24 protein-coding genes are annotated in these 26,431 nt (G+C 73.2%); 12 read left to right on the top strand and 12 right to left on the bottom strand.

The window, feature by feature from the left end:
• Positions 1 to 51 precede the first annotated feature (51 nt).
• Genes AB0F04_RS37315 through AB0F04_RS37305 form a run of 3 tightly spaced genes read right to left on the bottom strand, consistent with a single transcriptional unit; the run spans position 52 to position 1,605 of the window.
• Positions 52 to 876 (bottom strand): rod shape-determining protein, encoded by an 825-nt coding sequence (locus AB0F04_RS37315; RefSeq protein ID WP_362050730.1) that lies wholly within the window; start codon positions 874 to 876, stop codon positions 52 to 54.
• The gene (locus AB0F04_RS37310) at positions 873 to 1,247 is read right to left on the bottom strand and encodes a TraR/DksA C4-type zinc finger protein (RefSeq protein WP_362050727.1); all 375 of its coding nucleotides are present in this window, start codon (positions 1,245 to 1,247) and stop codon (positions 873 to 875) included. Before AB0F04_RS37310 ends, AB0F04_RS37315 begins: the two co-directional genes overlap by 4 nt.
• 46 nt (positions 1,248 to 1,293) lie before the next feature.
• Positions 1,294 to 1,605 carry a TraR/DksA C4-type zinc finger protein gene (locus AB0F04_RS37305; protein WP_362050724.1) on the bottom strand — a complete coding sequence of 104 codons (312 nt, stop codon included), beginning with the start codon at positions 1,603 to 1,605 and terminating at the stop codon, positions 1,294 to 1,296.
• A gap of 356 nt (positions 1,606 to 1,961) precedes the next feature.
• Between AB0F04_RS37305 and AB0F04_RS37300 the strand changes: the two genes are divergently transcribed.
• The 4 genes from AB0F04_RS37300 (at position 1,962) to secD (ending at position 6,525) form a co-directional block, all read left to right on the top strand.
• Positions 1,962 to 2,915, top strand: coding sequence for a HAMP domain-containing sensor histidine kinase (locus AB0F04_RS37300; protein ID WP_362050721.1), 954 nt, complete (start codon positions 1,962 to 1,964; stop codon positions 2,913 to 2,915).
• 2 nt (positions 2,916 to 2,917) lie between these two features.
• Positions 2,918 to 3,601 carry a response regulator transcription factor gene (locus tag AB0F04_RS37295; RefSeq protein WP_362050718.1) on the top strand — a complete coding sequence of 228 codons (684 nt, stop codon included), beginning with the start codon at positions 2,918 to 2,920 and terminating at the stop codon, positions 3,599 to 3,601.
• Positions 3,602 to 3,645: 44 nt separating this feature from the next.
• Positions 3,646 to 4,179, top strand: a complete 534-nt coding sequence (locus tag AB0F04_RS37290) for a hypothetical protein (RefSeq protein ID WP_362050716.1) — start codon at positions 3,646 to 3,648, stop codon at positions 4,177 to 4,179.
• 78 nt (positions 4,180 to 4,257) lie between these two features.
• Positions 4,258 to 6,525, top strand: a complete 2,268-nt coding sequence (gene secD, locus AB0F04_RS37285) for a protein translocase subunit SecD (RefSeq protein ID WP_362050713.1) — start codon at positions 4,258 to 4,260, stop codon at positions 6,523 to 6,525.
• Here secD and AB0F04_RS37280 read toward each other — a convergent pair.
• From AB0F04_RS37280 to AB0F04_RS37255, 6 genes are all read right to left on the bottom strand, one after another.
• Positions 6,515 to 7,759: a glycosyltransferase gene (locus AB0F04_RS37280; RefSeq protein ID WP_362050710.1), complete on the bottom strand. Its 1,245-nt coding sequence runs from the start codon at positions 7,757 to 7,759 to the stop codon at positions 6,515 to 6,517. The two genes, secD and AB0F04_RS37280, sit on opposite strands and share 11 nt — an antisense overlap.
• Positions 7,760 to 8,370: 611 nt before the next feature.
• Positions 8,371 to 9,378, bottom strand: a complete 1,008-nt coding sequence (locus AB0F04_RS37275; RefSeq protein WP_362050707.1) for a peptidase — start codon at positions 9,376 to 9,378, stop codon at positions 8,371 to 8,373.
• Between the two features lie 250 nt (positions 9,379 to 9,628).
• A complete protein-coding gene (locus tag AB0F04_RS37270) occupies positions 9,629 to 10,114 on the bottom strand; it encodes an SRPBCC family protein (RefSeq protein WP_053669491.1) in 486 nt (161 codons plus the stop codon).
• A gap of 159 nt (positions 10,115 to 10,273) precedes the next feature.
• Positions 10,274 to 10,561, bottom strand: a complete 288-nt coding sequence (locus AB0F04_RS37265) for a zinc-ribbon domain-containing protein (RefSeq protein ID WP_053669450.1) — start codon at positions 10,559 to 10,561, stop codon at positions 10,274 to 10,276.
• 233 nt (positions 10,562 to 10,794) lie between these two features.
• Positions 10,795 to 12,435 (bottom strand): phosphoglucomutase (alpha-D-glucose-1,6-bisphosphate-dependent), encoded by a 1,641-nt coding sequence (pgm, locus tag AB0F04_RS37260; RefSeq protein ID WP_362050704.1) that lies wholly within the window; start codon positions 12,433 to 12,435, stop codon positions 10,795 to 10,797.
• Between the two features lie 230 nt (positions 12,436 to 12,665).
• The gene (locus AB0F04_RS37255; protein ID WP_362050701.1) at positions 12,666 to 13,094 is read right to left on the bottom strand and encodes a hypothetical protein; all 429 of its coding nucleotides are present in this window, start codon (positions 13,092 to 13,094) and stop codon (positions 12,666 to 12,668) included.
• A gap of 138 nt (positions 13,095 to 13,232) precedes the next feature.
• On the opposite strand from AB0F04_RS37255, the gene AB0F04_RS37250 reads away from it, so the two are divergent.
• The 3 genes from AB0F04_RS37250 (at position 13,233) to AB0F04_RS37240 (ending at position 14,819) form a co-directional block, all read left to right on the top strand.
• Positions 13,233 to 13,382: a hypothetical protein gene (locus tag AB0F04_RS37250; RefSeq protein ID WP_362050698.1), complete on the top strand. Its 150-nt coding sequence runs from the start codon at positions 13,233 to 13,235 to the stop codon at positions 13,380 to 13,382.
• A gap of 105 nt (positions 13,383 to 13,487) precedes the next feature.
• Complete coding sequence (locus AB0F04_RS37245) at positions 13,488 to 14,360, top strand: hypothetical protein (protein ID WP_362050695.1); 873 nt, start codon at positions 13,488 to 13,490, stop codon at positions 14,358 to 14,360.
• Positions 14,361 to 14,492: 132 nt separating this feature from the next.
• A complete protein-coding gene (locus tag AB0F04_RS37240; protein WP_031113632.1) occupies positions 14,493 to 14,819 on the top strand; it encodes an antibiotic biosynthesis monooxygenase in 327 nt (108 codons plus the stop codon).
• A gap of 67 nt (positions 14,820 to 14,886) precedes the next feature.
• Here the strand turns inward: AB0F04_RS37240 and AB0F04_RS37235 are convergent, their stop codons facing one another.
• Positions 14,887 to 16,239: a diacylglycerol kinase family protein gene (locus AB0F04_RS37235; RefSeq protein ID WP_362050691.1), complete on the bottom strand. Its 1,353-nt coding sequence runs from the start codon at positions 16,237 to 16,239 to the stop codon at positions 14,887 to 14,889.
• A gap of 308 nt (positions 16,240 to 16,547) precedes the next feature.
• On the opposite strand from AB0F04_RS37235, the gene AB0F04_RS37230 reads away from it, so the two are divergent.
• The 3 genes from AB0F04_RS37230 (at position 16,548) to AB0F04_RS37220 (ending at position 20,090) form a co-directional block, all read left to right on the top strand.
• Positions 16,548 to 17,054 (top strand): SRPBCC family protein, encoded by a 507-nt coding sequence (locus tag AB0F04_RS37230; RefSeq protein WP_362050689.1) that lies wholly within the window; start codon positions 16,548 to 16,550, stop codon positions 17,052 to 17,054.
• The gene (locus tag AB0F04_RS37225; protein ID WP_362050686.1) at positions 17,054 to 18,121 is read left to right on the top strand and encodes an LLM class flavin-dependent oxidoreductase; all 1,068 of its coding nucleotides are present in this window, start codon (positions 17,054 to 17,056) and stop codon (positions 18,119 to 18,121) included. The genes AB0F04_RS37230 and AB0F04_RS37225 overlap by 1 nt, the downstream gene beginning before the upstream one ends.
• An 865-nt stretch (positions 18,122 to 18,986) precedes the next feature.
• A complete protein-coding gene (locus tag AB0F04_RS37220) occupies positions 18,987 to 20,090 on the top strand; it encodes a GNAT family N-acetyltransferase (protein ID WP_362050824.1) in 1,104 nt (367 codons plus the stop codon).
• 69 nt (positions 20,091 to 20,159) lie between these two features.
• On the opposite strand, the gene AB0F04_RS37215 is transcribed toward AB0F04_RS37220, so the two are convergent.
• Positions 20,160 to 20,750 carry a hypothetical protein gene (locus tag AB0F04_RS37215; protein WP_362050683.1) on the bottom strand — a complete coding sequence of 197 codons (591 nt, stop codon included), beginning with the start codon at positions 20,748 to 20,750 and terminating at the stop codon, positions 20,160 to 20,162.
• Between the two features lie 149 nt (positions 20,751 to 20,899).
• Between AB0F04_RS37215 and AB0F04_RS37210 the strand changes: the two genes are divergently transcribed.
• Both AB0F04_RS37210 and AB0F04_RS37205 read left to right on the top strand, forming a co-directional pair.
• Positions 20,900 to 23,443 carry a SpoIIE family protein phosphatase gene (locus AB0F04_RS37210; protein ID WP_362050680.1) on the top strand — a complete coding sequence of 848 codons (2,544 nt, stop codon included), beginning with the start codon at positions 20,900 to 20,902 and terminating at the stop codon, positions 23,441 to 23,443.
• Positions 23,444 to 23,506: 63 nt separating this feature from the next.
• The gene (locus tag AB0F04_RS37205) at positions 23,507 to 24,250 is read left to right on the top strand and encodes a GAF and ANTAR domain-containing protein (protein ID WP_362050677.1); all 744 of its coding nucleotides are present in this window, start codon (positions 23,507 to 23,509) and stop codon (positions 24,248 to 24,250) included.
• Here the strand turns inward: AB0F04_RS37205 and AB0F04_RS37200 are convergent.
• Positions 24,222 to 26,387, bottom strand: coding sequence for a SpoIIE family protein phosphatase (locus tag AB0F04_RS37200; protein ID WP_362050674.1), 2,166 nt, complete (start codon positions 26,385 to 26,387; stop codon positions 24,222 to 24,224). The two genes, AB0F04_RS37205 and AB0F04_RS37200, sit on opposite strands and share 29 nt — an antisense overlap.
• Positions 26,388 to 26,431 lie beyond the last annotated feature (44 nt).

Below are 26,431 nucleotides of genomic sequence, written 5' to 3'. Positions count from 1 at the left end.
CAGTGGACGCGCGGCGTGCGGGATGCCGACCGGTCGGGGGGCGTGCGCGGCCTAGTGGGGGTGGGTCACGGGTGGCGGGGGCGCGGTGGTCGAGGGGTGGGTGTGCGCGGCCTGCAGGAACTGCGCGGCGCCCCGGACGGCCGCGGTGTGCGGCGCCGGAACGATGCGCAGCGGCGCCTTCAGCCGGGTCGTGAGGGCGTGGGTGATCTCGGGTCGCAGGGCTCCCCCGCCGGCCAGGAGGATGCCGCGCCGCAGGGCTCCCGCGGCAAGGCGGGTGCGGTCGTCGCGGCGGATCGCGGTCAGCATCGCGACCACCGCTTCGGCGATCTGCCCGGCCGTGGCCGTCTCACCCAGGTCGCTGGTGCCCACGGCCGTCCGGTGCGCGTCGGTGACGGCGCCGTCGCACAGCAGCACCGCCTCGGTGAGGTGGGCTCCGACGTCCACCACCACCAGCGGCAGCGACATGTCGGCGTCGGCGGCCAGAGCGATGCTCCGGGCGCTGGGGACGGTCAGGACGCTGCGGGGCCGCAGCACCTCGACGGCCGCGCGGGCCCCGGTGCGGTAGGCGACGCCGTCCAGGACGGGCGTGGTGACGATGACCATGGGGCGGGTGAACCGGGGCAGCCGGTGGCCGAGCAGGCGCTCCAGCATCCGGGCACATCCCGCGGTGTCGACGATGGTGCCGCGCTGGACGGGGTACACCGCGCCGGCGCCGGGGGAGGTGACGGTGGGTGCGTCGACGACCGTGCCCCTGCCGGCGATCCACACGCGGGTGCGGGCGCTGCCCATGTCCAGCGCGACGCCGCAGCAGCGCCGGCACAGGGGCCACGGCCGGTGGCGGTCGGCGGCCCCGGACAGGTCGCGGGCGCCGGTCATGATTGTGCCTCCTTGACCTGCTGGCAGCGGGCGCAGTAGCGGGCCTGCGGCACGATCATGAGCCGTTCCCGTTCGATCGGGCGCCGGCACAGGTGGCAGGGGCCGTACGAGCCCTCGTCCAGACGAGTGAGGGCTGCCTCGACATCGGCGAGGACCATACGGGCGGAGGCGGCGAGTTTGACGCGGACCTCGATCTGCGCGGCGGCTCGCTGCCGGAGCCGGTCCTCGGTCCGGGAGGTGACGGGCCCGGCGAGCAGACGCAGTTGCTCCTGGCGGAACAGGCGCTGCTCGTGGAGGTTCTCGCGCAGCGCGGCGAGGTCGTCGGCCGACAGGTTCGTCGTGCTCTCGTCGATGGTCCGGTGGTTCACCACGTCACCCCTTTGCGGCAGGGCGTAGGAGGTCGGTTTACGGGCGGGTTCAGGCCGTGCGGCGCCGGCAGGCGACGCAGTGGCGGGTGTACGGCAGGATCTCGAGCCGTTCGGCGGGCACGGGCTTCGCGCAGCTCACACAGATTCCGTAGGTGCCGTCGTCGATGCGGGTGAAGGCTTCCTCGATCTCTGCGAGGACCCGCCGCATCGCGGTCCGCTGCGCGGACAAGAGGTGATCGTCCGGTCCGCGCTCGCTCTCGTCGAGGGCGCGCAGCTGGGCCAGCCGGGAGGTGCGGGCATGTTCCAGACGCCGGCGGGCCTCGTGCGAGTGGGGCTCGGCCCGGGTGACATCGAGCGACATGGTCGGTCCCTTTCGGCGCGGGTGCGCGGGTCGGTCATGCGCGGCGGGCGGCCCGGCGGCGTTGCCGGGCCGCCCGTCCGCTGTCGGGTGGTCCTGTGTTCTCCACCCTGACGCGGCCGGCGGCGGATACCCATCGGGCGCGGGACCCAAATGCGGCGGGACGGAAGACCCATGCGCCCGCGCTCCGGGTGTGGCGTGCCCGGGGAAATGGGGGTCAGGGCCCATGGACGGGGCCAGCGGGGAGGGGGCAGCCTGATCGGCAGGGTCGCTCAGCGCCCGGCCGCGAAGGCGGTGGGCTCCGCGATGCCCGACTGTGGAGGTGAGACCCAGGCCGTAGAAGGGGAGGCACAGGGACGGTGTCCTTGTTCTGGCGGATCTTCGCGCTCAACGCCGTGGTGCTGGGTACGGCCACGGCCCTGCTGCTGTGGGCTCCGGTGACCGTCTCGGTGCCGGTGCTGCTGACCGAGGCGGTCATCCTGGTCGGCGGTCTGGCGGTCATGCTCGTCGCGAACGCCGCGCTGCTGCGGTGGGGCCTGGCTCCCCTGGACCGGCTCACCAAGCTGATGACGACCGTCGACCTGCTGCGGCCCGGCCAGCGCCTGCCCGCGTCGGGCGGCGGCGGGGTCGCGGAGCTGATCCGTACGTTCAACGCCATGCTGGAGCGGCTGGAGCAGGAGAGGGTCGCCAGCAGCACCCGGGCCCTGCTGGCCCAGGAGGGGGAACGCCGCCGCATCGCCCAGGAACTGCACGACGAGGTCGGCCAGAGCATGACCGCGATCCTGCTGGGCCTCAAGCGCTCGGCGGACGCCGCCCCGGAGCCGCTGCGCGGGGAGCTGCAGGAATTGCAGGAGATCACCCGGGAGAGCCTGGACGAGGTCCGCCGGCTGGTGCGCCGTCTGCGGCCGGGCGTGCTGGACGACCTGGGCCTGGTGAGCGCGCTGACCTCGCTCAGCGAGGACTTCGCCACCCACACCGGGTTGCTGGTCACCCGCCGTTTCGACGCCGATCTGCCCGCCCTGGAGCCGGAGACGGAGCTGGTCCTCTACCGCGTCGCCCAGGAGTCGCTGACCAACGTCGCCCGCCATGCGGACGCCCGGCGGGTCACCGTCTCCCTGCGCCACGCCGACGACGGCGTGGTGCTGACGGTGACCGACGACGGCACCGGCATCGAGGCCCCCCGCGAAGGCGCCGGCATCCGGGGCATGCGCGAACGCGCCCTGCTCGTCGGCGGCACCCTGGAGATCACCCCGGCGCCCCGGGCCGGCACCCGCGTCCAGCTCACCGCGCCCGTCGCAAGGAAGCAGCCCTGACCATGCCCGACACCACCACGCCCGCCCCGAGGAAACCGAGCACGATCCGCATCCTGCTCGCCGACGACCACGCCCTGGTCCGCCGCGGCGTGCGGTTGATCCTCGACCAGCAGCCGGACCTCGAGGTGGTCGCCGAGGCCGGTGACGGGGCCGAAGCCATCGAGCTGGCCCGCACCCGTGATGTCGACCTGGCCGTACTCGACATCGCGATGCCGCGCCTGACCGGCCTGCAGGCGGCCCGCGAACTGGCCGTCCTCCGACCGGGCCTGCGCATCCTGATGCTCACCATGCACGACAACGAGCAGTACTTCTTCCAGGCCCTGAAGGCCGGCGCGAGCGGGTACGTGCTGAAGTCCGTCGCCGACCGGGACCTGGTCGCCGCCTGCCGGGCCGCGATGCGGGACGAACCTTTCCTGTACCCCGGCGCGGTCACCGCCCTGATCCGCAACTACCTGGGCCGGGCCCGCAACGGCCAGGAAACCCCCGACCAGATCCTCACCCCGCGCGAGGAGGAGGTCCTCAAACTGGTCGCCGAGGGTCACTCGTCCAAGGAGATCGCCGACCTGCTGTTCATCAGCATCAAGACCGTCCAGCGGCATCGGGCCAACCTGCTGCAGAAACTCGGCCTGCGGGACCGTCTCGACCTCACCCGCTACGCCATCCGCGCCGGACTGATCGAGCCCTGACCCGAGTCCCGGCACGGGCCGTCCATCACGAGGAGAGGGGCACGGTGCACCCCATCGCGCGCACGGCGCCCGTCGTCGCCCCCACTGGGCCCCGCTCCCCCGCCGCCGTGGTGCTCGCGGTCGTCGTCACCGCCGTGCTGGCCGTCCTCGGCCTCGTCACCCCGCCGCCCGGCGCACCGGGCACGGGGGCGTCCGGATACCTCACGACGGCCGACCACCTCCGGTACGGCGGGACGCCCGCGGGGGCGGATCAGCTCCGGTACGGCGGGACGCCCGCGGGGGCGGATCAGCTCCGGTACGACGGGACGCCCGCGGCGGCCGACCACCTCCGTTTCGCGGGGGCGCGCGCCGACGACGGCTGCGATGCCGCTCGCGTCGTCCGGGCAGCCACCCGTCACGATCAGACGCACGGCGAACCCCCGGCCTCCCGCGGACACTCCGGCACCTGCGACCGGAGCACGCGCCCCACTTCCTCGCCGCTTCCCGGCCCACCCGGGCGGACCCTGCGCGTGCTCGCCTCACAGCCACGCGTGGACCAGGACCAGGGTCGGGCGCCCCCGGTGTTCTCCGGCACCTGACGCCCCTTCCCCTTCACCCCGACACCCCGCAGCGGCCCACGCCGGCCGCCGCCGTGGTGTGCCTGCCGGAGGCTCCCGTTGAACCGTTCCCCGCGTGTGAGAGCGCTGCTCGCCCTCGCCGTGCTCGCCCTGTCCCTGTACATCGCCGCCACCGTGCCCGTCCGGCTCGGCCTGGACCTGCGCGGCGGGACCCAGATCGTGCTCGAAACCCGTTCCACCCCCGCGGCCGGCGCCGACCGCGCGGCCACCGACCGCACCCTCGAGGTGCTGCGCGGCCGCATCGACGCGCTCGGCGTCGCCGAACCCACCCTGCTGCGCTCCGGCGACGACCGGATCATCGTCGAACTGCCCGGTGTGCAGGATCCGAAGAAGGCCGCCGACGTCCTGGGCCGCACGGCGCAGCTCACCTTCCACCCCGTGCTCGGCACCGCGTACAAAGCCTCCGCCACCTCCGGGAAGCTGCCGGAGCGCCCCCGGGAGCGCGTCCTGCCCGACGAGTCCGGCACACCGCTGCGCCTCGGGCCCACCTCACTGACCGGCGAGGACGTCAAGGAGGCCGCCGCCCGGTTCGACCAGCAGGGCGGCGCCGGATGGCACGTGACCGTCGGCTTCGAGAGCTCCGGCCGGACCGGCTGGGCCGGCCTGACCGGCGAGGCCGCGTGCCGGGCCCCGGGCGACCCGGCACGGCGGGTCGCCATCGTCCTCGACGACAAGGTCATCTCCTCCCCGCAGGTCGACCCGTCCGTCGCCTGCGGGACCGGCATCCGCGACGGCGCCACCCGGATCACGGGCTCCTTCGGCGCCGGGGAGGCCCGCGAACTCTCCCTGCTCATCAACGGCGGGGCCCTGCCCGTGCCCGTCGAGACCGTCGAGCAGCGCACCGTCGGCCCGACTCTCGGCGCGCAGGCCATCGCCGCCGGCGCCTGGGCGGCGGTCATCGGCACCGCGCTGACGTCGCTGTTCATCATCGCCGTCTACCGGCTCATGGGGGGCCTGGCCGTTCTCTCCCTGGCCTGCTACGGCTTGATCTCCTATGCCGCCCTGGCCGCCCTCGGCGCCACCCTGACCCTGCCGGGCCTGGCGGGTTTCGTGCTGGCCATCGGCATGGCCGTGGACGCCAACGTGCTGGTCTTCGAGAGGGCGCGCGAGGAGTACGCGGTGCGCCGCCGGCCCAGTGTCCGTTCGGCGCTCACGGCCGGCTTCCGCAAGGCCTTCAGCGCGATCGCCGATTCCAACGTCACCACGCTGATCGCGGCGGCCCTGCTGTTCCTCCTCGCCTCCGGGCCGGTCCGGGGCTTCGGGGTCACCCTCGGCATCGGCGTGCTGGCCTCCATGTTCAGCGCTCTGGTCGTCAGCCGGGTGCTGGCCGAGTTCGCAGCGAACCGTCCGGGCGTACGCCGCCGCCCCGGTCTCACCGGCATCGCCGGCATCGGCGCGGTCCGCGACCGCCTCACCCGCCGCGCCCCCCTCCTGATGCGCCGCCCGCGCCGCTGGCTCGCCACCTCCGCGGCCGTGCTCGTGCTGGCCGGCTCGGGCATCGCGGTACGCGGAGTCGACCTCGGCGTGGAGTTCACCGGGGGCCGCCTCATCGAGTACAGCACCAGCGGTCCCCTCGACCCCGGCCGGGTCCGTGCCGCCCTCGCCGACGCCGGATTCCCCCGGGCGGTCGTGCAGTCCTCGGGCGACACGGGTCTGACGGTGCGTACCGATCCGCTGACCGACGCCGAGGAGGCGGAGGTCACCGGCACGCTGCGTGACCTCGACCGCCGGGCGGACAAGGTCCGCGAGGAACTGATCGGTCCCAGCCTCGGCGAGGAGCTGCGCCGAGGTGCGCTGATCGCACTCGCCGTGGCCCTCGGGGCGCAGTTCGTCTACCTCGCGGCACGATTCCGCTGGGTGCTGGGATCGGCGGCGGTCGTCGCACTGGTCCACGACGTGGTGATCCTGCTCGGGGTCTTCGCCTGGCTCGGCAAGCCCGTCGACGGAATGTTCCTGGCAGCCCTGCTCACCGTCATCGGCTACTCCGTGAACGACTCCGTCGTCCTCTTCGACCGTGTCAGGGAACTGGTCCGGCGCAGCCCCGGAGCGCCGTTCACCGGCCTCGTCGACCAGGCGATCCTGCAGACCCTGCCCCGTACGGTGAACACCGGCATCGGCGCGGCGTTCATCCTCACCGCGCTCACCGTGCTGGGCGGTTCCTCGCTCACGGACTTCGCCCTGGCGCTGCTCGTCGGCCTCGTCGTGGGGACGCACTCCTCGGTGTTCACCGCCGCTCCCCTGGCGATCGGCCTGCACCGGCGTTTCCCGCGCGCGGAGCCGTCCCGCCGGCGACGGGTCATGACGTGAGGCGGTCCAACGCGGCCAGGACCGGGTCCACGCCGTCCTCTTCGGCCAGACCGCGCGCCAACTCCTGGGCGTGGACGCGGTGGTGAGGATCGCTCGTGGCGCGGCGCAGGGCGGAGGCCAGTGAGGCTGCGGTGAGGCCCCGCAGGGGGACGGCACACGGTGCCGTCCCCAGGGCGACCAGGCGTGCCGCCCAGAAGCCGCCGTCGAACTGCACCGGTACCGGAACCGTCGGGACGCCCGCGCGCAGGACGGCGGCGGTGGTGCCGGCTCCGGCGTGGTGGACCACGGCGGCGGTACGGGGAAACAGCAGCGCGTGCGGCAGGTCGCCCACGGTGATCACGTCGGTGTCGCCGCGGGCGGCGAGGCCCGCCCAGCCCTGCTGGATGATGCCGCGCAGGCCCGCCGTCCGCAGCGCACGCACGATCTCGGCGCTGAGGTGCCCGGCATCCGGAACTGTGGCGCTGCCCAGACCGACGAACACCGGTGGGGGTCCGGCGGACAGGAACTCCTCCACGTCGCCGGGCAGTGCGCGGGTGTCGTGCGGCCACCAGTACCCGGCGACCTCCAGTCCGGGCCGCCAGTCCTTCGGGCGGGGCACCACCTGTTCGCTGAATCCGTGCAGCACGGGCCAGCGGGCTCGCTCGTGGGCCCGGCGGCCGGCGGACGGACCGCGCAGGGCCATGCCGTGCCGGGTGCGCAGCCGGTGCACGGCATGGGTGAAGACCCGGTCGACGGCACAGATCACGGCGCGTCCGCCCAGGTGGTTGCCCACCGCGCCGAGCGAGCGTCCGCCGAGCATGGGCGCGCCGAACTCGCGGGTCGGGTGCTGGGGTTGGAGGAAAAGACCGAGGCTGGGCAAGCTCAGGCCCTCGGCGATGGCGCGGCCCAGCGGTGCGACGGCCCCCGCGGCCAGGACGATGTCCGCGCCGCGGGCCGCCGCGACCAGGGCGTCGGTCATCTCCTCGGCCGCGGACCGGGCCATCGGCACCGCCCTCAGCAGCTTGCCGAGACCACTGGTGCCGGCGTGGAGATCGCGGCCGCGGTCGGAGTGGGACACGGCGTGCGGGTCGACCGGGGTCGGGTGGAAGCGCACCCCCGATCCGGCGACCAGGGGTTCGAACAGGCCGTGGGTGGCGAGCGTGACCTCGTGCCCGCCGCGGGCCAGCCCAGCGCCCAGCCCTGTGTAGGGCGCGACGTCGCCGCGCGATCCCGCCGTCATGATCACCACGCGCATGGGTTCCAGTGTGGACCGGCCGGGCCGATGACACGCGGTGCATGACCGCACGTGGACGAAAATCGCCGCTGTGGGCGTTCTCCGGCCGGTTTTTCACCTTCGGGGTGCCCAGGCGGTCGAGGAGGCGGATGGCGGCTGATCAGGGACGCACAGCCGCCCCCGAGGAGACGGCCGTGGAGGGGCGGGAAGGTTGGCCGCGTTCGGCCGGCGCGATCGGGCCGCGGGGTCACCCGGTGGGCGTTGAGGGCTCGGCGTCCGGACCGGGTTCCGAATCGTCGTGATGCGGGCCGGGCCGTCGGTGCTCCGCGGGGCCTCGGCCGGCTGCCGGTGGAAGCTCGTGGCCATCCGGTCGGGCTTGACCGTGACCACCGCCTGGGGGCGTGGCGCCCGGGAGGTGAGCCGGAGGGACGGCCAGGTCCGCAGGACGGTCGTCAGAATGATCCGGAGTTGCCCAGGGCACCCTCGGGGGATCCCGGCCACCCGTGCTCCGTGCGTCACACCCGCCCGGCTTCCGGCCCGGTCACGAGTGGTGGGACGGCTATCGGCGCAACGATCCGAGCCGCTCCTCCGCCACGACGGTGACGGAGGAGCGGCTCCCATGGAGCGCCCGATCAGGACGACTGGGCGCTCTGGTACAGGTTCTGGGCGTCCGCGCCGAAGTACGGGCCGTACATGGCGTTCGGCAGGAAGTTGTACTTGAAACTGTTCACCGAGGACTGCAGGCCGGTCCCGGTGGTCTCGCTGAACTGCGTGAACCAGGGGCCGCCGCTGGAGCCGCCGGTCATGTTGCAGGTCAGGCCGTGGTCGTTGGACAGCAGGAAGTCGCGGGTGGTGGTGCCGCTGCAGTAGATGAACTTCTCGCCGTCGTACGGCGCGGCGGCCGGGAAGCCGAAGGAGTACATGGCCTTGTTGTAACCGGTGTTGAACGCCAGACCCTGGCCGCCGACGACGTCGGTCAGCTTCTTCCCGTCCAGCGGGGCGACCACAGCCGCGCCGATGTCGTAGTTGATGTCCTCACTGGCCGTCCACTGCGGGGTGGACAGGGTCTTGGCGGCGGCCCAGGTACCGTACGGGCGCTGTCCGTCGTGGTAGCCGGGTACGAACACCCAGTTGGTGTGCCAGGCGCCCTCCAGCTTGACGCAGTGACCGGCGGTGATCACGGTGCTCTTGTTCGCGCTGGTGACGGCGTTGCCGGAGCAGGACGCGGTGCGGCCCTGATAGCTGAAGAACACCCGTCCCGCGGTCTTGGTCACCGCTCCCCCGCCGGACCAGGGTCCGCCGCCGTGCGGGAAGGCCATCGGCCCCGCGGCGGAGGCCGGCGCGCTGGGGGCCACGATCGTCGCCTTGCCCTTGCGGAGGGCCGGGGTCCTGACGTCGGAGCGGTCGACGGTCAGCAGGTCGAGCGGGGTGGCCTCGCGCATCCGCTGCGGGGTCCAGAAGGCCAGGGCGCGTTCCTGCGCCGAGGCGGTCGTCACGCCGGGGTCCGGTGCGGCACTCGCGGGTGTGGCGGTGACGCCGGTCGCCAGGAGTGCGGCGACGCCGGCCAGGGCTCCGAGGACGGAGCGGCGGACGCGGGTGCTGCCGCCGGACGGATACGGGCTGCGGAGTCGGCCTATCACGCGGTCTCCTTCTGCTGTGGGGGCCGGGCGGCGGGAAGCCCGCCCACCCGGTCAGGCAGGGGTGTCACTGCGGACGATCAGGGGGCAGCGTGCCACCGGGAGACCGAAATGGACAGGTGCATGTCATGACGTTGGCCGAAACTCCACGCCCTCACCGAGCGGGGCGGGGACATGTCGGCACAGAGGAACCCGGCCTCACCGTGGAGGCCGGGTTCGGGGGTGCCGCTGCTGCGGAAGGGTGCGGCCGGCGTCAGAGGACGGGACCGGCGCCGCCGGGGCCGCCCGGCTCGACGCGACCGCGCCACGCGCCGGATTCGACTCCGCGCTCCTCGATGTACTGCTTGAAGCGCTTCATGTCGCCCTTCACCCGGCGGTCGATCGTGCCCATCATGTCCGCCGCCTTCTCCACGGCACCACTGGGCTCGACATCCATCACGAGCTCCACCCTCGTGTGGGTGTCGTCGAGACGCTCGAAGCGGACGGAGCCCCTCTGGTGGGTGTCTCCGCTGGTCGTGCGCCACGTGACCCGCTCGTCGGCCAGCTGGTCGACGATCTCGGTGTCGAATTCGCGCCGTACTCCACCGATCTTGGTGGTCCAGTGGTTGTGGCGGTCGTCCAGCTGCCTGACCTCCTCGACGCCCTCCATGAAGTTCGGAAACTCCTCGAACTGCGTCCACTGGTTGTAGGCGGTGTGGACGGGGACGTCGACTTCCACGGTTTCCTTGATGGTGCTCATCTGACTGCCTCCGTATTCACTGATCGACTGCAGGAGGCCCATCGGCCCACTCAGGTCCGGGCCCGCGGAGGCCGAGTACCCGGGATGCTCCGGTTGCCACATCGGATGTGATCAGTGCCCGTCGTCGAGGCGCGTGCCCGGACGATCCGGCCGCCGGGATCAGAACCGGTCGTGCTGCTGCGGCTGCCCGTACGCCTGGCCGCTCGGGCCGTTCGTACTCTGGGTCTGCAGCTGCTCCGCCTGCTCCTTGGTCACCTTCTGCTCCGCGCCGCAAAAGGTGCACTGCGTCAGGTACTTCGTCGAGATGGGGAACAGCGGGACGAAGAACAGGCTGAACTTCGTGACGCGCTTCCTGAGCGTGTGTGCGGCGGGGTTTCCGCACTGACCGCACACCAGCGTCAGTATCGCCAGCTGGTAGAGATATCCCTTGGTGCCGAAGATGATCACGTGGTCGGTCCTTCCCGGTCGGATCTTCACCCAGTGTCCTGTATCGCGGGCACGTCGGGGACACGGGCCCCGCAATCGGGTGGAGTGTCCGGCGCGGGCCGGTCCGGCCGGGTGACCGCGGAGCGGAACGCTCCCGGGGCGCCGGTACGGTTCCGCGGCGACCGCGTGCGCTGTCGAGAGCGCACCGCGGCCCGGGCCACGTGAGAACGGCCCGGGCCGTGGTATGTCCGAGGTCAGCCGGACAGGGCCGTCAGCACCACGGACTTGGCCTCCTCCTGGACCCGGCCGAGGTGGTCCGGGCCGAGGAACGACTCGGCGTAGATCTTGTAGACGTCCTCGGTGCCCGAAGGGCGGGCCGCGAACCAGGCGTTGTCCGTGGTCACCTTGATGCCGCCGATGGCCGCGCCGTTCCCGGGGGCCTCGGTGAGCACCGCGGTGACCGCGTCCCCGGCCAGGCTGTCGGCGGTGACCTGCGCCGGAGAGAGCTTGGCGAGCAGGGCCTTCTCCTCGCGGGTCGCGGGGGCGTCGATGCGCGCGTACGCCGGTTCGCCGAATCGGGCGGTCAGTGCCGCGTAGTGCTCGGAGGGGGTCTTCCCGGTGACCGCGGTGATCTCGGAGGCGAGCAGCGCGAGGAGGATGCCGTCCTTGTCCGTGGTCCACACCGAGCCGTCCCGGCGCAGGAAGGACGCGCCGGCGGACTCCTCCCCGCCGAAGCCGATGGTGCCGCCCGCCAGTCCGTCCACGAACCACTTGAAACCGACGGGCACCTCGACCAGCTCGCGCCCCAGGTCGGCGGCGACCCGGTCGATCATGGCGGAGGAGACCAGGGTCTTGCCGATGCCGGTGGTGGCCGGCCAGCGGTCCCGGTGCGCGTAGAGGTAGGAGATGGCGACGGCCAGGTAGTGGTTGGGGTTCATCAGGCCCGCGTCGGGGGTGACGATGCCGTGCCGGTCGGCGTCGGCGTCGTTGCCGGTGGAGATCCGGAAGCGGTCGCGCTGCTCGATGAGCGAGGCCATCGCGTACGGCGACGAGCAGTCCATGCGGATCTTGCCGTCCCAGTCCAGCGTCATGAACCGCCAGGTGGGGTCGGTGTGGGGGTTGACCACGGTCAGGTCGAGGCCGTGCTGTTCGGCGATGCGGCCCCAGTAGGCGACCGACGCGCCGCCGAGCGGATCGGCACCGATCCGGATCCCGGCCGAACGGATCGCGTCCAGGTCGAGGACGTCCGGCAGGTCGGCGACGTAACTGCCGAGGAAGTCGTAGCGGCCGGTGGTGGGGGCCGCGAGGGCGCGGGCGTACGAGACGCGCCGTACGTCCTTCAGGCCGCCGCGGATGATCTCGTTCGCCCGGTCCTGGATCCAGGAGGTCGCGTCGGAGGCGGCGGGGCCCCCGCTGGGCGGGTTGTACTTGAACCCGCCGTCGGCGGGCGGGTTGTGGGAGGGCGTGACGACGACGCCGTCGGCGAGACCGGTGGTGCGGCCCCGGTTGTGGGCGAGGATCGCGTGCGAGACGGCCGGGGTCGGTGTGTAGCCGTCCGCGTCGTCGATCAGCACGGTCACCTCGTTGGCGGCGAACACCTCCAGTGCGGTGACGCGCGCGGGCTCGGACAAGGCGTGGGTGTCGGCGCCCAGGAAGAGGGGGCCGTCGATTCCCCGGCCGGCCCGGTACTCGCAGATGGCCTGGCTGGTCGCCGCGATGTGGTCGTCGTTGAACGCGTTCGCCAGGGACGAGCCGCGGTGTCCCGAGGTCCCGAACGTGACGCGCTGGCCCGGGTCGTCGAGGTCGGGGCGGCGCGCGTAGTACGCGGTGACCAGCCGAGCGACGTCGACGAGATCCTCGGGTCCGGCCGGACTTCCCGCTCGCTCGTGCTGCATGGGCCCGCTCCTCCACATGGGTTGATCCTTCGTGTGCGCTCCCATCTTTTCTCGTCACGGCGGGGCGGCGCGAGGGGCACGCCCCGGCGAGGGTCGGATGTGCGCCAGGCCACGTGGAAGGGGACGGTCCGGAACACGAGGAAGGCGGCGCCACGGGCCACCGGACCACCCGGTGGCGCGTCGCGCCGCCTGCTCCCCCGGTGCCGGCACGTCCATCGCGCCGGCCCTGCTCAGATCCGCCCGCCGGTGAGGCGCGTGAGGGGGCCGTGCGCGCCGCGTTCCGCACGGCGCCCGACGGCGTAGGACGCGGCGCTCAGGGCGGTGAGGCCCGCGCCGACGCCCGCGGCCACGAGCTTGCGGTGGGCGATGACCGTCCAGGCCGTCTTCGCGGTGGTGGCGACGTGGCCGGAAGCCGTGACGACAGCCTGGCGGCCCGCCTCGACGCCCTTGGCCGCGGTCTGGGCGGCCGCCTTGGCCGTCTCGGCGGAGCGCTCCGCACCCGACTTGGCCGCTGACGCCGCCTCACCGGCCTTGTCCGCGGCGCCCTTCGCGGCCTGGGAGGCAGGCGCGGTGGCCTTGTCCGCCGTGCTGCGGGCCTTGGACCCGGCGGTCCGAACGGTGCTCGCCTTCTGATTCGTGCGCTTGTTCTGTTCAGTCATGGACACCGACTTGCCTCTGACTCCGGCCGCAAACACATTCGGTCGCCGACCGTCCGGGCAGAGGTGTGCCTGAGGACCTCACCGAAGGGGTAGGCGCACTGCAGACACGTGACATCGCGACAGGAAGGAAGGTGCGTCATGGCCGGAATGCTGGACCGACTCAAGCAGTTCGCCCGGAGCCCGCAGGGGCGGCGGGCCGCCGAACAGGCACGCCGGGCCGCGGCCGACCCCCGCAAGCGGGCCCAGGCCCAGCGTCTGCTCGGCAGGCTCAAGGGCCGCCGGCACTGACCGGGAAGCCGGTTACGCCCATTGACGACTTCTCAGCCCCACAGGTGTGTTCATGCCCGGCTTGGGCACTTGGGTCGCCTCATACACCTGAGGGGAGCTGGTTCGATGAGCAGGGCGGGAAACGGCAGGCGGGTCTGTGCGTTAGGTGTCGCCGGCGTCCTGGCCGGGACGGTGCTGGTCGGCTGTGGCGACGACGACTCGGGCGACGGGGCGCAGGGCACCTCGGCGAAATCCGGCGCCGGTGCCCGGGAAGAGGGGACGCAGGCGGTGCGCTCGGCCTACGACAGGACGGCCGAGGAGGACACCGCGAAGGTGAAACTGCGGGTGCGGACCTCGGCCCAGGGCGCCTCGCAGACGGCGGACGGGCAGGGCGCCGTGGACCTGGACGACGGCGACAGCGTCATGACGCTCACGGTACAGGGACAGCAGATCGAGCAACGGGTCATCGATCAGGTCCTGTACCAGAAGCTGCCCAAGGGGCAGGCGCCGGGAGGCAAGCCCTGGATCAGGATCGACCTGGGGAAGGTCGCCGCGCAGCAGGGCGCCGGTGACGGGTCGATGAGCGATCCGGCCCAGTCGGCCGCGTATGCCAAGGCGATCACCGACAAGGACGTCACCGAGAAGGGCAAGGCCACGGTCAACGGCGTGCGGACCACGCACTACCGCGTCTCCGTCGACGTGGCCGACCTCCCCAACGGCGACACCCTGCGCAAGCAGGTCGGCCCGACCCTGCCGATGGACGTCTGGCTGGACGACGAGGGCCGGATGCGCCGTCAGCAGATCGACATGACCGTCAAGGCCCCGGAGGGAACGCAGCGGTCGTCGTCCAAGGCCTCGTCCGCGCCCGGCAAGGTCACGGTGCGCACGGTCATGGACTTCACCGACTTCGGTACCGAGGTGGAGGCGGACGAACCACCGGCCGGGCAGGTCACCGACATGACCGGCAAGGTCCTGAAGCAGGGCAAGCGGCAGAGCTGACCTGCGGCCACCTCGCCGCGGCGGCGCCGCAGGAGGTCGCTCGGGCTCCTGGGTCGACGCGTTCCGAACGCCCCCGGGGAGCGTGGGGCGGGCTCGGCCGGTGCGTGGGGACCATCAGGCAAGATGGGGCCCATGAGCGTAGTCAAGATCAACGTACTGACCGTGCCCGCCGAGCAGCGGGAGACGCTGGAGAAGCGGTTCGCCTCCCGGGCACACGCCGTGGAGAACTCCGACGGGTTCGAGTGGTTCGAGCTGCTCCGCCCGGTGGAGGGCACCGACACCTACCTCGTCTACACCCGGTGGCGTGACGAGGAGTCGTTCCAGGCCTGGATGGAGGGACCCATGAAGAGCGCGCACCAGGGCGGCGGCGAGGGCGGCGAACGGCCGAAGCCCGCGGCGAGCGGCTCGACCCTGTGGTCCTTCGAGGTGGTGCAGCAGGCCGGGCCGAAGGAGGCGTGACCGACGGCGAGACGCAGGGCCCCCCGTGCCGAAGCGGCATGGGGGGCCTCCCGCATGAGGGCGCTGCTCAGGTACGCCGGGAGCGCGCGGGGACCGCGGTGCGGCCGACCGCTGCCGCCAGCTTCCGCAGCCGGCGCCAGTCCAGCCGCGGGGGTGCCTCGGGCACTCCCGGACGGTCGCGGGGCACCCGGACGCGCAGGGCGCGGCGTGCGATGCGGCAGTGGACGGGGGCGGGCATGATGAGCGCCTCACCGTCGAGTCCCACCTCCAGCTCCGGCTGGTCGGCGTCGACGACGACGCGCTGGGCGGTCAGCACGGTGAGCCCCTCCGGGCGCGGGGACAGCAGCAGTTCGGCCGCTTCCACGGCACTGTCCACACGGACCGCGAGCACGCCCAGCCGCCCGGAGTTGAGCCGCTCGCGCCGGCCGAAGCCGAAGGGGTCGTCCATGCGGTAGGCGTTGTTGCTGACCAGGATCGCCTGCGGGTCGGCGACGATGGTGCCGTCGGCGGTGGCCGTCAGACGCGGACCGCTCTGCCGGCTGAGCAGGTCGGGAAGCCGGTCCAGGGCGGCGCCCACCTTGTCCTCCCGATAGCCGGGGCTCTGCACCACGGCCCCGTACACGCCGAACGAGGCGTTGTTGACGAACGGGTGGTCGTCGGCGAACCCGAGGTCGACGCGGAGTTCGACCCCGTCGGTCAGGGCGTCGAGGCAGCTGGCGGGGTCGTCCCGGTCCAGACCCAGGTCCATGGCGAAGTGGTTGCGCGTACCGGCGGCGATGACGAGGAACGGCAGTCCGTGTTCCGCGGCGACGGCGGCGACCAGGGCCTGGGTGCCGTCGCCGCCCGCGACGCCCAGGAGGTCGGCTCCGTCGGCCACGGCGGCTTTGGCCAGGGCGGTGACGTCCTGGTGCTGATCCGGGTCGAGCAGCACGACCTGGGCGCCCAGCGCCTCGGCCTTCTCCCGCAGGTTGAACTTCTCGACCTTGCCGCCGCCGGAACGCGGGTTGAGCAGCAGGAAGGGGCGCAGCGGCGGCGGTGTGCGGTACTCCTTGACCCGTACGGCCCGCAGGCCCGTGCTGCGCAGGGCGTAGCGGCCGCTCCAGACCGCGCCGCACCACAGGAGCAGGGACAGGAAGACCACCCAGAGCAGATTCGCGGTGGCGAAGAGGGTGATGAGGCCGACGGGCGCGACGACGGCGAGCGCTGCCGACGCGATACGGACCACTCCCCGCCGGGACAGGACCCACCAGAGCGCGGCCGCGGTCACGGCGAGGCCCGCCAGGCCCGCAACGAGCAGCAACAGCCCTCGCAGGCCGCCGGAGACGAGCGGCAGCAGGGCCGCCAGCGCGGCCGCGGCCAAGGCGCCCCGGGCGGCCCATCTCTGCCGGCGGTGAAACCGCTCGTCCATCGCCGATCCCATCTCGTCCCTCCGCTCGAAGGCCGGCACGGGCGGGCCCTGGCCCGCTCCGCCGTGACCATGGTGCCCGCCGACACGCCGGCTCGACCACCGTCGTCCTGGACGGCTCCCCCGTCGCGGTCGCGCCGGACGTGAAGATCCCGGAGGACGGAGCCACCGGTAGCGTACGCGGCCCTGCGGGCTCGGTTCCGCGCACCGGGCCACATCGGCACGTTCCCTCACCTGTTCTCAACCGGCAATCGCTTGACCTGGTGAGTCTCATTACGCAACCCTGTGGCGACAGTCCTTGTCGACGAGGAGGCCGGCACGCGATGGAGTGGACGGGCGCACGGTACGCGGACCAACCGACGGTCGAGGTGACGACGTGGGTCGCCGCCCCGCCGGGGAAGGTGTGGGCGCTGGTGTCGGATGTGACGCGGATGCCCGAGATGAGCGACGAGCTGCAGTCGGCGCGGTGGACCGGGAGTGCCGCCGGACCGGCCGTGGGGTCCCGGTTCGTCGGCCGGAACCGGCATGAGCAGTTCGGCGAATGGGAGACGACCTCGACGGTGGTCGCGTGCGATCCGGAGCGGGTGTTCGCCTGGGCGGTGGGGGATCCGGCGGAGCCGAGCGCGAAGTGGCGTTTCGGGCTGGAGCCGAAGGACGGAGGGACCGAACTGTCGCAGTGGATGCGGATGGGCCCCGGACGCTCGGGGTTGTCCTTCGCGATCGACGCCATGCCGGAGAAGGAGCAGAAGATCGTGTTCGTACGGCTGCGGGAGTTCGAGCGGGGCATGACGGCCACGCTGGAGCGGATCAAGCACCGGCTGGAGGCGTGATGCGCGCGGCGACGACCGTCGAGGCGGCGGCTCTGGGCTCCTGGTCCCGGCAGGCCGACTTCGTCGTGGAGGCGGAGAGACTGGGGCTGGACGTCTGCTGGGTGGCCGAGGCCTGGGGCTCGGACGCCCCGTCCGCCCTGGGCTTCTACGCGGCCCGCACGGAGCGGATGCTGCTCGGCTCCGGCGTCATGCAGGTCGGCACGCGCACGCCGGTCGCCCTCGCGCAGACGGCGATCACACTGTCCAACCTGTCCGGGGGGCGGTTCCTGCTGGGGCTCGGACCATCGGGTCCACAGGTGATGGAGGGCCTGCACGGGGTGCCGTTCGCCCGCCCCCTGGCCCGGGTGCGCGAGACGGTGGAGATCCTGCGGCAGGTGGTCGCGGGGGACAAGATCGCCTACTCGGGCTCCGAGTTCGGCATTCCGCTGCCCGGCGGGGAGGCGGTGCCGATGCGCCTGTCCATGCGCGCCGAGCATCCCGTTCCCGTCTACCTGGCGGCACTGTCGCCCGCCATGCTGCGGCTGACCGGCCGCGTCGCGGACGGCTGGCTCGGCACCAGCTTCGTCCCCGAGGGCGCCGCGGAGGCCTATTTCGCCCCCTTGGACGAGGGCCTGGCCGCCGCCGGCCGTGACCGCGCCGGCTTCGACGTCTGCCAGGGGGCCGAGGTCGCGTTCGCCCGGGACGAGGAGGCGCTGGCCGCCATGGTCGAGGGCCGGAAGAAGGAACTCGCCTTCAGCCTGGGCGGCATGGGGTCCGCGTCGACCAACTTCTACAACCGGGCCTACAGCCGCCAGGGCTGGGCGGAGGTCGCGTCCGAGGTCCGGCGGCGCTGGCAGGCGGGTGACCGGGACGGTGCGGCCGGCCTCGTCACCGACGAGATGGTGCTGGCCACGACGCTCATCGGCACGGAGGACATGGTGCGGCGGCGGCTGCGCGTCTGGTGCGACGCCGGTGTGAACACGGTCCGCCTCTACCCGGCAGGCGAAACCCTCGACGACCGGCTCGACACGCTCGGCAGGGCGATCGAGCTGGTCCACGGAACCGAGGCCACCGGGGCGTACGGGTGAACACCCGTGGCCGATCACCGGCCGACCCGAACAGCAGGGGGCTTTGTGCGAGCCCTGGCCGCCGTGCCGACGACCGCGCTGCGCCTGCCGGCCGGGGCGGCCCTGCACCTTGCGGAGAACCTGCGGGCGCCGAGCCGAGTGACGTGCCGGGCTTCGGCGGCTGAGCACCCGTCAGGAGGCAGCGCTCACCGTTGGATTCCGGCGGCAACCGGCCGAGTGGGACAAATCGTCACACCGGGGCTTGACGGGGCGGAGTCGCGCTCGGCCTACTGGAAGCGCAGCCGGCCGTGTCGGGGGTCTGGTCCGGTGCCGGCCCTCGTGCCGAGTCCACTCCGTACTCCCCCGCCGGAACACGGGTCAGGGGTCTGATGGCGCGGCGACCATGGGCAGCGGTGGTGGGCCTGCTGGCCTGCCTGCTGCTGCTGCAGCTCGTCGTTCCGGGGCTCGCGGGCGACGTTCGTCCGCCCGTGACGGCGGGGGACGCGAGGGCTGCGGGCGTCACGGCTGCAGGCTCCGCGTCGAGTGCCGGAACCGAAGGGGCCGAGGGGGCCGGGGAGCCGTGTCCTGATGAGGACGAGCCGTCGGTCCGGCAGCTCGCGGCGCGCAGTTCGCGGGCGACGGGGGCAGCCGGGACGAGCCCGGTCTCGGCCGGGGCGGCCGCGTTGGGCAGGGGCGGTACGGATCTGCGTCCGGCCGGAGCCGACCCGTGTCCGCGGGCGGTCGGATCCGCCCCGAGCGCCGAACGGCTGCAGACGTTCCGCTGCTGAGCGACGGCAGTACCGACAAGGGCCTGCGCCGTGCGCCCTGAGTACTGCCCTGGTGCCCAATCGCGGTGTTGTGCAGGCCTTCGTGTGTCCCCATGCCGATGACACAGGAGGCACAGTTGCCTGGAAAGCGCGTTCTCGTTCTGAGGCCTGACGAACTCGGCCCGGACGACCGGAAGATGTGGCGGGAGATCCGGACGGAGTCCGGGGCGCCGGCGAATCCCTTTCTCGATCCGGCGTTCACCGTGGCGGTGGGGCGGGTCAGGCCGGGAGCCCGAGTGGCGGTGCTGCAGGAAGACGGTTCCCCGGTGGGGTTCTTCCCCTACGAGACGGGGATGCTGGGTCGGGGCCGGGCCATCGGGCTGGGGGTGTCCGACAGCCAGGGGGCCGTGTTACGCCCCGGCATCGGGCTGGACGCCCGGCGGTTGCTGCGGGCCTGCGGGCTGTCGTCCTTCGAGTTCGACAATCTGGAAGCCGGCCAAGGGGTCTTCGTGCCGCACGCGGTCGAGGAACTCGCCTCCCCGGTCGTCGACATCGGCGGGGGCTTCACGGCGTACACGGACCATCTGCGGGCGCGGTCGCCGGGCTTCCTCAGACAGATCCTGGCCAAGGAGCGCAGGCTGGCCCGGCAGGTCGGCGAGGTGCGGTTCGTGTACGACGCCGGCGACCCGGCGGCGCTGCGGGCGCTCATGGCGTGGAAGTCGGCGCAGTACCGGCGGACCGGCCGACGGGACCGGTTCGCGCAGGAGTGGATCACCCGGCTGGTGGGGCTGCTCGGGGAGAGCGAGGAGCCGGAGTGCCGCGGCGTCCTGTCCGTGCTGTACGCCGCCGGACGCCCCGTCGCCGCGCATCTGGGGCTGCGCTCGCGCACGGTGCTGTCCTGGTGGTTCCCGGCGTACGACCGCGCCTACGCCAAGTACTCCCCCGGCCTCCTCCTGCAGTTGCGGATGCTGGAGGCCGCCGCGGGCGACGGTATCGAGACCGTCGACCTGGGCAGTGGCCCGGCCCGCTACAAGGAGTCGCTCAAGACTCGGGACCTGCGCGTGTACGAAGGGGCGGTGGTGCGGCCGGTGCCGGGCGGAGCCGCCCACTGGCTGGGCCGCGAGCCCGCCCGGGCCGCCCGTCGCTTCGTCCGCGGCCGGCCCCGGCTGGCCGGTGCCGCGGCCCGGACGCTCGAGGAACTGGGCCGGCTGCGCGTCGGCTGAGGCCGCCGCGGCCAAGACGTGGGCGCCCGGCTCCGCAGAGCCGGGCGCCGTGCGTTCGGCCCGTGGCCGTCAGCCCGTGGCGGTCCAGCTGTGGGCGACGTCCACGACGACGCGGTCCTCCAGCTGCTGCACCCGGAAGGGCAGCCGCGCGCGGACGCCCAGACCGATCTGGGTCTCCCCCTCGAAGCTGCCGGCGAACCGGGTGTCGCGGAAGGTGCGGTAGCCGGTGAGGTCCACGCCCGGCAGCGGGCGGGCCACCTGGCCGGGATACGTGGCCGCGCCGGTCTCCGGGTCGTACGCGGGCGCGGTCACCCGCACCGCGAGCACCGCGCCGCCGGACACGGGGATGTAGCGGCCCGAGCCGTCCTGGTAGAGCCTGTCGACGTACTGAACGGTGTAGCCGATGCCGCTGCCCGCGCCGGGCACGTCGACGACCATCCGGTCGAAGCAGGTGTGACGGCCGGTCCTGACGTCGGTCATCGGTGCGACGCCGGTGCCGGCGTCGGTCTTGGCGAGGCTTCCCCAGCCGGTCGGGCACGTCGTGGCCCGGGCGGTGGACTGCGGGCCGGCCACCGGTGCGGCGCCGGCCGGGACGGCCGCCACGCCCACCGTGGCGCCCACGAGTGCGAGAGTCGCGCATGCTCTTCTGATTCGTACCATTGCCGCCCCCGAGGCTTGCATGTGGCTGATGCAGGATGAGACGACCGGAGCGACCGAAAGGTTGCACTTGCCGCGCCGGAGCGCCGACCATGGCACATCCTGGTGTGAAGCGATTGGTGTCCGGTGCGTCCGTACCGGGAGGACGCGACATGGATGAGGCAGCCGCCGTACCGGACGGGCCGCGGTCAGCCGCCGGCCGGAGCCGGAACGGGGCTGAGGGCCGGATCGAGGACGCGCTGACGGACCCGCTGGTGGAGGCCGTGCGGGACCTCGACGGCTACGGCGGGCTGGTCTACCTGCGCTCCCGCGACCGGCGCTCGCTGGTGCTGGCGATGATCACCGGGGTGCCCCGTTCGCTGCTCCGGAGCTGGTGGCGGGTGCCCGTGGGCGGTGCCCTGCCCATGGCGGAGGCCTACCGGCGCGACGAGACGCTGTGGCTGCCGGACGAGCACGCCACCATGGTCCGCTTCCCCCACTTCACGGCCGGGCTCCCGTACTCCTTCGGCTCTGCCTACCAGCCCGTCCGGACCGGCGGCGAGGCGGTCGGGGTGCTGGTCGTGCTGCGCTCGGCGGCCCGCCACCCGCTGGACGGGGAAGCGGTGGGTCTCGCGCTGCGCCCCGCCGAGCGGGCCATGGAGGAACGCCTGGACCGCCTCGTGGCGGCCCTGCCGGGCCCGGAGCCCGCCGCACACCACATCGAGTACGACGACGAGCCGATCAGTGTGCGGCTGCCCACCGCGGCCGCCCACCCGGTCCGGGTCGGGCTCATCGACTGGGACCTGGACAGCGACCGCTGCGCGGCGGACGACGACGCCCTCGCGCTGCTGGGTCTGGACCGGTCGTCCTACGGCGGCACCATCGCGGACGTCGAGGCCCGTGTCAGCCCCGACGACCTGCACGAACTGCGCGAGAGCCGGCACGACGCGCTGGCCGACGGCCGGGTCAGGTCCCGGCACTTCCGGGTCCTCGACGAGTCGCGGGGCGAGGAGAAGACCGGCTACCGGCCGGTCGAGCTGTGGGGCCACCTCGTGCAGGGCGGCGCCGGATCCGCACGGATCCTCGTGGGCGCCCTCGTCGACGCGGGCGGCGGACTCACCGCGGCCGAAGCGGCCGAGCGGCTGCCCGACGGACTCTTCTCCCTGGACCAGGACGGCCGCCTGACGTACGCCAACCGTCGCTGCGAGGAACTGCTGGGCAACGGCCGGGAGGACCTCTTCGGACGCTACCCGTGGGAGGTCGTCACCTGGCTCCGCGATCCCGCGTACGAGGACCGCTACCGGGCGGCGATGCTGTCGCAGGAGCAGGTGTCCTTCCTCGTCCGGCGGCCCGACGGCAACTGGCTGAGTTTCGTGCTCTTCCCGGACGTGCACGGGCTGACCGGCCGGGTCTTCCCGACCGGGCCGCCCACCGGGGCCGAGCCGGAGCCGGGAGCCGGATCCGCCGCCGCCTCCGGCCCCACCGCCGTCGCGCCCCTGCCCGGCCCGGTGGCGGCCGCGCGGGCCGGGGCGCTCTACCACGTGGTGCAGATGGCGAGCGTGCTCACCGAGGCGGTCACCGTGCAGGACGTCTGCCGGGCCGTGTCGGAGCAGTTGCTGCCCGCCTTCGGCGCCCGGGAGCTGGCCCTGTACACCGTCCACGAGGGCCGGATGTACCTGCTGTGGGAGTCGGGCTACCCGGAGGGCTTCCTCACCCCCTTCGAGGGAGTCACCCTCGACACGCAGCTGCCCGGCGTCCACGCGCTGACCACGCGGCTCCCTCTGTTCTTCGAGTCGCCCGAGGATCTTTCCCTCGCCTATCCGGGCATCACCCTGGACCGCATGCAGGCCTGGTCGTTCCTGCCGCTGATCGCCTCCGGCCGTTCCGTGGGGTCCTGCATCCTGGGCTGGGACGCCCCGCACCGGTTCACCCCCGACGAGCGGTCCGCGCTCACCGCGCTGAGCGGCCTGGCCGCCCAGGCGATGGAACGGGCCCGGCTGTACGACTCGGAGTCCGCCGTCGCCCGCGGCCTCCAGGAGGGACTCCTGCCGCACCGGCTGCCCACCGTCGAGGGACTGCGCACCACCGGCCGCTATCTGCCCGGCACGCAGGGCATGGCCATCGGCGGCGACTGGTACGACGTGATCACCACCGGCCGTGGCGTGGCCCTGGTCATCGGGGACGTGGAGGGCCACAGTGTGGGCGCCGCCGCGGTGATGGGGCAGCTGCGCAGCGCCGTGCACGCCTTCGCGGCGAGCGAGCGCCCGCCGCAGGAGGTCATCACGCACACCAACCGGCTGCTGAGCGAGCTGGAGTCGGACGTCTTCGCCACCTGCTGCTACATCGAACTCGACCCGGCCACCGGACGGGCCCTCGCGGTGCGGGCCGGCCATCCTCCGCCGCTGCTGCGCCACCCCGACGGGCGCGCCGAGACGCTGGATCTCGCGGGCGGCGTCATGCTGGGCGTGCAGCCCGACTCGGTGTATCCCGTCACCGCACTCACCCTGTCCCCCGGCAGCGTTCTCGCCCTGTACACCGACGGGTTGGTGGAGCGGCCCGGCAGCGACATCGAGACGGGCATCGACGCGGTCCGCCACCGTCTGTCCGAGACGCCGGCGGACTCGGTGGAACATCTCGCCGACCGGCTGGTGGGCACGGCCCGGCGGGCCCGGGAGCGGCCGGACGACGTGGCGCTGCTGCTCACGGCGTACCGGTGAGTGCGGCTCGGCATTCCGGGCAGCATGCCCGGACGCCCGGATGATCCGGCGAGCAGCCGTACGATGCCCGGCGGAGTACGGTGGGCGGGACCGGCGAGCGAGGCGGTGGTTGCGGTGGACTGGCGGCGGTACGCCGAGCAGATGGCCCGGCTCGGCCGGGACCTGGCCGCGCAGGATTCGGTCCAGGCGACCCTCGACGCGATCTCGTCGTCGGCGGTGGAGCTGATCGAAGGCTGCGACGCCGCCGGGATCCTCACGGTCTCCAAGGGCCGGGCCGTGACGCTGTCCGTGTGCGGTGACATGGTGGCGGAGTCCGACCGGCTGCAGGGCGAGTTCGGCGAGGGGCCGTGCTTCGACGCAGCGCGCCGCGTGGACGGGGAGCGGCTGTTCCGGATCGCCGACATGACCCGCCCGCAGCCGTCCTGGCCCCGGTACAGCCGGGCGGCCCGCGACCTGGGGATCGGCAGCATGACCGGTGTCCTCCTCTACACCGACGAGGAGGACTTCGGTGCGCTGAACCTCTACTCGCGTCGGCCCGGGGCCTTCGGTGAGGACATCGAGGCCGCGGGCTGGCTGCTCGCCTCGCATGCCGCGGTGGCGCTCGCCACGGCCCGGACCGTGGACCAGCTGGAGCACGCGCTGGAGACCCGGCACGCCATCGGCGAGGCCATGGGGATCCTGATGGAACGCCATCAGCTGGGCGAGGACGAGGCCTTCGGTGTGCTGCGGCGCATCTCCCAGGAGCACAACCTCAAGCTGCGCGACGTGGCCCGGCGGGTCAGGGCGGACTCCCCGGACCGGGGATGACGTCTCCGCCCGGAGTGTCGCTCGGGGCGGAGGCGCGCAGCAGGAGCACCGCGATGTCGTCGGCGTGCCGTCCCGTGGGTGTGGTGTGCCGCACCAGCCGGTCGATGAGCCGTTCCAGGTCGTGGCAGTCGGCGGCGTCCAGGTGCCCGGCGAGGTCGGCGGTGGTGCGGGTGACGTCGGTGCCGGGGAGTTCGACCAGGCCGTCGGTGTAGAGGGCGAGAGTCGTGCCGGGGAGCAGGGGCACGGTGGTGACCGGGTAGTCGGTGCCGGTGTCGACGCCCAGCAGCGGGCCGGGTTCGAGGTCGAGGACACCGGCGGGGTGCCGGGCCTGGCGCAGCAGCGGCGGCACGTGTCCCGCGCTGGCGAGGGACGCCTGGCGGCGGCCCAGGTCGAGGTGGACGTAGAGGCAGGAGACGAGCAGTTCGGAGTCGAGGTCGGCCAGGAGACGGTTGGTGCGGGCGAGGACCTGGCCGGGTCCGGCACCGGCGGTTGCGTGGGCGTGGATGGCGGTGCGGACCTGGCCCATCAGGGCGGCGGCGGCGACGCTGTGGCCTTCTACGTCGCCGATCACGGCGGCCGCGCTCGTGTCGCTCAGGCGCAGCACGTCGAAGAAGTCCCCGCCGACCTCGGTGCCGTGGCCGGCGGGCAGGTAACGGGCGGCGACGTCGAGACCACGCAGGCGGGGCAGGGCCCGGGGCAGCAGGGCGCGCTGCAGTTCGTGCACGAGCCGGTGTTTGGTGTCGTAGAGCCGGGCGCGGTCGAGGGCCTGGGCGATGAGGCCGGACAGCGAGGTGAGGACGGCGCGTTCGTCGGCGGTGAAGGTGTGCGGCCGGGTGTAGGACAGGATGCAGCAGCCGACCGGCCGGCCGGAGATGATCAGGGGGAGGAACGCCCATGCCTGCTTCCCGCTGATCTGGGGTGCGTCCGGGTAACTGGCGGCCAGCTCGCCCGGGTCGGCGAAGAAGGCCGGGGTGCCGCTGGCGAGGACCTGGCCGGCGGGGGTGAGGTCGGTGTCCAGGGACAGGGCGTCGAGCCGGTCCATGACGTCGGCCGGATAGCCGTGGTGGCCGGTGATCTTCAGCCGGCCCGCGTCGACACCGGACAGCACCAGCCCCTGGGCGCCGAACGCGGGCAGGATCTGGTGGGCGATCAGTGCGACGAGGTCCCGCACGGTCACCACCTCGGTGAGTACGGCGGCCAGGTGGACGAGCTGGTAGAGACGTCCCGTCGGCGCCGCGACGGGTGGCCGCGCGCCTGCGGGCGGAGCGTGCTCGGCCGGCTCAGCGCTCGGCTGGACGCGGACGCTGATGCCGCTGGAGTCGGGGTAGAGCTGGAACGTCAGCGGCTGGTCCGGTGGGCGGAGCGCGGTGAAGGAGACGGGTGCGCGGCTGATGACCGCCGTGCGGTAGTGGTCCTCGACGGCGGGGTCGTCGAGCCAGGGCAACGAGTGCCAGGGCCGGGTGCCGAGGAGCCGGTCGGCGCCGCGGCCGAGCAGACGGGCCGCGGTGGCGGTCGCGAAGGTGATGCGGCCCTCCAGGTCGAGGGCCAGGGCACCCTCGGGGAGGCGTTCGAGGTAGTCGGCGGCGGCCAGACCGGTCTGCACGGGGTGGCGGCTGGCGTCGACGGGGACGACGCGTGGCAGATCGGGCAGGGACGGCGGCCGGGCGGCGTCGTCGAGGAGGCGTGCCATGCGGCGGGCGCTGGCGGTGATGTGACCGCGTTCGCGGGGTGTGACCCGGCGCGGCCGGCCGGCGGGCCACATCAGCACGAGACCGCCCCAGGAACGCCGCACGCCGGTCAGCGGGGCGGCGACCAGGGCGAACGGGTAGGGCAGGACGGCGGCGGCCCGGGGATACCGGCGGGCCATCTCGTCCTGGCCGGCGATGCTGACCAGCGCGTCGTCGTGGATCGCGTCGGTGACGGGAACCGGCGCGGTCAGGGGCAGCCGCTGCCACGGGGCGCTGAAGGCCACCGGAAGACCGCACAGCGCCACCAGCCGCAACACCGGCTCCGCCTCCTCGATCAGGTAGAGACCGCCGATCGAGGCGCCGGTGCCGCGCACCGTGTCGGCCAGCGCGATCCCCAGGGCATCGTCCGGCGACCCGGAGCCGCCGGGGTTCTCGTCGCTCCCGGGCATGGTGTCCTCCCGCTCCTACCCCGGACGCTACGCCTGGCGGAGCG

Source organism: Streptomyces sp. NPDC029041, from assembly GCF_040637515.1.
GTDB lineage: Bacteria > Actinomycetota > Actinomycetes > Streptomycetales > Streptomycetaceae > Streptomyces.
This window is presented reverse-complemented; position numbering and strand designations above follow the sequence as displayed.